The sequence below is a fragment of the Mycobacterium sp. genome (assembly GCF_035499775.1).
Classification (GTDB): domain Bacteria; phylum Actinomycetota; class Actinomycetes; order Mycobacteriales; family Mycobacteriaceae; genus Mycobacterium.
The window spans coordinates 1-2,946 of the sequence record NZ_DATJYB010000470.1 but is presented as its reverse complement, the minus strand read 5'-3'; the positions used below and the strand labels follow the sequence as shown (position 1 = coordinate 2,946).

Below are 2,946 nucleotides of genomic sequence, written 5' to 3'. Positions count from 1 at the left end.
CGGCTGTGGTCCCGGTTCCGGGCTCAGATCGGCCTCACCCCCAAGCACGCCGCACGGCTGGTGCGTTTCGACCACGCGGCCCGCCTGCTGGCCGGGGGGCGCAGCGCCGCGGTGGTGGCGGTGGCGGCTGAAAACTGAGGGCACCGTCCGGAAGGCCGCGCGCAGCGGCTTCACCCGCCCGGTCGACATCCCCGACGCGCTCATCGCGCACACCCAGGCGATGACCTACCGGTCCTTCGCGGCGACGATGGGCGCGTCGAATTGCTGCCGGGCGTGGGACACACCCCGATATTCGAAGACCCGCGGACGACCGCCACCTTGCTGCTGAACTTCGCCGCTGCCCACCCCTAGCCAGCAGGCGCAGCCCCATGTCAGGGGCCGTGTCAGGGGCGTGACAGACCGGTGTCAGGCCGGGCGCCGATGGTGGTCGCATGACAACTTCGGCAATCGCAGTTTCCGGACTGCGGAAGGCATTCGGGGACAAGACCGTGCTCGGCGGCATCGATCTCGATGTTCCAGCGGGCACCGTTTTTTCCCTGCTCGGCCCCAATGGGGCGGGCAAAACGACAACGGTGAACGTGCTGACCACGTTGATGAAAGCCGACGCTGGGACGGTACGGATCGGCGGCCACGACGTGGCCGCCGAGACCAAGGCGGTGCGCGCGGTGGTCGGGGTCACTGGTCAGTTCGCGGCCGTGGACGAGCTGCTGACCGGGCAGGAAAACCTGCAGCTGATGGCGGACCTCAAGCGCCTGGGCACCAGCGACGGCAAGCGGATTGTCGCGGAACTGCTGGAGCGCTTCGATCTGGCCGAATCGGCGCAGAAGCTGGTATCGACCTATTCCGGCGGTATGCGCCGGAAGCTGGATCTGGCCATGACCCTGGTCGGCAACCCCCAGATCATCTTCCTGGACGAGCCGACGACGGGACTGGATCCACGCAGCCGCCGCACGATGTGGGGCATCATCCGCGAGCTGGTGGCCGACGGCGTGACCATCTTCCTTACCACCCAGTACCTCGACGAGGCCGATCAGCTGGCCGACCGGATCGCCGTGCTCGACCAGGGGCGCCTGGTCGCGGAGGGCACTCCCGGCGAGCTCAAGCGCCAGGTCCCCGGCAGTCACGTCCGCCTGCGGTTCACCAGCGTCCGCGAACTCGACGCGGCGGCGCTGGTCCTGGCCGGCGCCACGCGGGACGACGAGGACCTGACTTTGCGGGTGCCCAGCGACGGTGGAGTCAAGTCGCTGCGGACGCTGCTGGCCCAGCTCGATGAGTACGCGATCGAACCCGAGGAGTTCTCCGTGCACACGCCGGACCTCGACGACGTTTTCCTGGCCCTGACCGGTCACGCCAACACTGAGGAGGTCGCACGATGAGCACCGATTCGGTGATCATGCTGCGCCGCAACTTCAAGCACACCGTCCGTAACCCGACCGCGGTGTTCAACGCGGTCATATTCCCTGTCGTGCTGCTGTTGATGTTCGTGTACGTGATCGGCGCCGCTTTCAGCGTCGGCGGCAAGTACATCGACTATGCGACGCCGGGCATGATCGTCCTGGCTATCTGCTACGGGCTGAGCGCGACCGCGCTGGCCGTGAACACCGACATGACGAAGGGAATCATCAACCGGTTCAAGGTGATGGATATATCCCGCGGCGCCGTGCTGAGCGCTCATGTCGTCGCCAGCATGATCACCAGTTTCATCGCCATTGCGGCCATCATCGGAGTGGCCTTCGGGCTGGGGTTCCGGCCGGAGGCGAGCCTGCTCGACTGGCTCGGCGTGATCGGCCTCGTCGCGCTCGTGGGCTTCGCGGCCAGCTGGCTCACGGTCGCGCTGGGACTGTTCGCCAAAACCCCGGAATCGGCGGGGATGGCCATCATTCCGCTGATCCTGCTGCCGTTCCTGAGCAGCGCGATCGTGCCGGTGGCCAAGATGGGCGAGGGCGTACGGCAATTCGCGGAATACCAGCCCTTCACGCCGATCATCGACACATTGCGCGGGCTGCTGGCCGGTGCGCCGTCCGCGAGCGACGCGATCACCGCCGTCGCCTGGTGCGCCGGGATCGCCCTGGCCGGTTACCTGTGGTCGCTCTCCACCTTCAAGAAGCGGGCCTGACCGAGAGGAGAAGTTTGATGCCTACATTCGCCACACCGCAGCCCATCACCGCCACCGTAGAAGTCGCCGGCGCCCGGGTGCGGGCCACCGCGAGCGACCGGACCGAAACCGTGGTGCTGGTCGAACCCATCAACCCGGCGAGCCGGTCAGACGTCAAGGTGGCCAGCAACACCAGGGTCGGCTTCGCCGACGGCCAGCTCTCGGTCAAGACGACCACCTCTGGGGACAAGAGCGGTTCGGTCGCCATCACGATCGACCTGCCCGTCGGCTCCAGCCTGGCCGTGCACCTCGCGCACTCGAGCGTTCAGGTGGATGGCCCAGTCGGCCAGTGCGAGCTGCAACTGGCCTCGGGGCAGGTCCAGCTGGACCGCATCGGCGCGCTGCAGGCGAGCATCGCGTCGGGTGAGGTCGCGATCGGCCACATCGCCGGGCGCGCCAGCATCGACGGCGGGGCGTTCGCGATGCGGCTCGGCGAGGTCAACGGCGCTGTCACGCTGTCCAGCTCGGGCGGGCAGGCCTGGATCGGCCATGCCTCGGCCGACCTCGATCTCAGCAGCGGCCGCGGCGACTTCGACATCGACCGCGCCGACGGCAGCATCACCGCCACGACCGGCAACGGTGCCATCCGGATCGGCCGGATGACACACGGTCAGGCGAAGCTGATGAACGGCTCGGGAAACATCGAGGTCGGCATCGCCGAGGGTACCGCTGCCTCCATCGACGTCAGCAGCGAGCGAGGGGCGGTGCACGACTTCGTTTCCCCGCAGGGAAACCCTGACCGGTCGGACCGCACGGTCATGGTTCACGCCCGCACGCGGCACGGCGACATC

The 2,946-nt window shown here is 67.8% G+C and carries 3 protein-coding genes; all 3 read left to right on the top strand.

The features are described 5' to 3' along the window. Positions 1–431 precede the first annotated feature (431 nt). Positions 432–1,376, top strand: coding sequence for an ATP-binding cassette domain-containing protein (locus tag VML93_RS29225; RefSeq protein ID WP_325615840.1), 945 nt, complete (start codon positions 432–434; stop codon positions 1,374–1,376). A gap of 17 nt (positions 1,377–1,393) precedes the next feature. Next, the gene (locus tag VML93_RS29220; protein WP_325615842.1) at positions 1,394–2,116 is read left to right on the top strand and encodes an ABC transporter permease; all 723 of its coding nucleotides are present in this window, start codon (positions 1,394–1,396) and stop codon (positions 2,114–2,116) included. Between the two features lie 17 nt (positions 2,117–2,133). Next, positions 2,134–2,946 (top strand): DUF4097 family beta strand repeat-containing protein (locus VML93_RS29215; RefSeq protein ID WP_325615838.1); only part of this gene is annotated, 813 nt, incomplete at its 3' end.